This is a genomic window from Cellulosimicrobium marinum, assembly GCF_020551945.1.
Taxonomy (GTDB): Bacteria; Actinomycetota; Actinomycetes; order Actinomycetales; family Cellulomonadaceae; genus Cellulosimicrobium; species Cellulosimicrobium marinum.
In genome coordinates this window covers 4,008-5,683 of the sequence record NZ_JAJBZH010000012.1, presented here as the reverse complement: position 1 = coordinate 5,683, position 1,676 = coordinate 4,008, and the positions used below count along the sequence as shown (strand labels likewise).

The 1,676-nt window shown below is 58.5% G+C and carries 2 rRNA genes (1 of these 2 only partly in view); both read right to left on the bottom strand.

Annotated features, from left to right (window positions below):
* Nucleotides 1-56: 56 nt before the first annotated feature.
* Nucleotides 57-173: ribosomal RNA gene (gene rrf / locus LGQ04_RS17195) — 5S ribosomal RNA — on the bottom strand.
* Nucleotides 174-280: 107 nt separating this feature from the next.
* A 23S ribosomal RNA gene (locus LGQ04_RS17190) occupies nucleotides 281-1,676 on the bottom strand (it continues 1,810 nt past the right edge of the window).

Below are 1,676 nucleotides of genomic sequence, written 5' to 3'. Positions count from 1 at the left end.
GCATGCGGAAATGCCGAAGGCCCACCCCGTGTGGGGTGGGCCTTCGGTGAAGGGTTGTCCGGCGGCGTCCTACTCTCCCACCCCGTCTCCAGGGCAGTACCATCGGCGCTGAAGGGCTTAGCTTCCGGGTTCGGTATGGGACCGGGCGTTTCCCCTTCGCTGTGACCGCCGTAACTGTGTCGAACTCGTCCAACCTGGGTACCGTTCCCCGTGGTGTGGGGGTGGTGGGGTTGGTGGTTCGGGAACCGCACAGTGGACGCGTAGCTTGCAAGTGTTGTTGGTGTTGAAGTTGTCGGCTGATTAGTACCGGTCAGCTGCACGGGTCGTTGGTCCCCGTTTCCACGTCCGGCCTATCTACCCAGTGTTCTGCTGGGTGCCTCTCCCCCTTGCGGGGATGGAAACCTCATCTTGAAGCAGGCTTCCCGCTTAGATGCTTTCAGCGGTTATCCCTTCCGAACGTAGCCAACCAGCGGTGCTCCTGGCGGAACAACTGGCACACCAGAGGTTCGTCCGTCCCGGTCCTCTCGTACTAGGGACAGCCCTTCTCAAGTTTCCTGCGCGCGCAGCGGATAGGGACCGAACTGTCTCACGACGTTCTAAACCCAGCTCGCGTACCGCTTTAATGGGCGAACAGCCCAACCCTTGGGACCTACTCCAGCCCCAGGATGCGACGAGCCGACATCGAGGTGCCAAACCATGCCGTCGATATGGACTCTTGGGCAAGATCAGCCTGTTATCCCCGGGGTACCTTTTATCCGTTGAGCGACGGCGCTTCCACAAGCCACCGCCGGATCACTAGTTCCGACTTTCGTCCCTGCTCGACCTGTCAGTCTCACAGTCAAGCTCCCTTGTGCACTTGCACTCGACACCTGATTGCCAACCAGGCTGAGGGAACCTTTGAGCGCCTCCGTTACATTTTAGGAGGCAACCGCCCCAGTTAAACTACCCACCAGGCACTGTCCCTGGTCCGGATCACGGACCGAGGTTAGACATCCGAAGCGGCCAGAGTGGTATTTCAACGTTGACTCCACCCGCACTGGCGTGCGGGTTTCATAGTCTCCCACCTATCCTACACAAGCCGCACCGAACACCAATACCAAGCTATAGTAAAGGTCCCGGGGTCTTTCCGTCCTGCTGCGCGTAACGAGCATCTTTACTCGTAGTGCAATTTCGCCGAGTTCGCGGTTGAGACAGCGGAGAAGTCGTTACGCCATTCGTGCAGGTCGGAACTTACCCGACAAGGAATTTCGCTACCTTAGGATGGTTATAGTTACCACCGCCGTTTACTGGGGCTTAAATTCTGAGCTTCACCCGCGAGGGGTTGACCCGTCCTCTTAACCTTCCAGCACCGGGCAGGCGTCAGTCCGTATACATCGTCTTGCGACTTCGCACGGACCTGTGTTTTTAGTAAACAGTCGCTTCTCCCTGGTCTCTGCGGCCGTCCACGCTCCCACCGCGAGGGTGTTCACGTTTCGGGCCCCCCTTCTCCCGAAGTTACGGGGGCATTTTGCCGAGTTCCTTAACCACGATTCGCTCGATCGCCTTGGTATTCTCTACCTGACCACCTGAGTCGGTTTGGGGTACGGGCGGCTAGAACCTCGCGTCGAGGCTTTTCTTGGCAGCATAGGATCACCCGTTTCGCGCTCGTGCGCTCACTATCAGCTCTCAGCCTCATG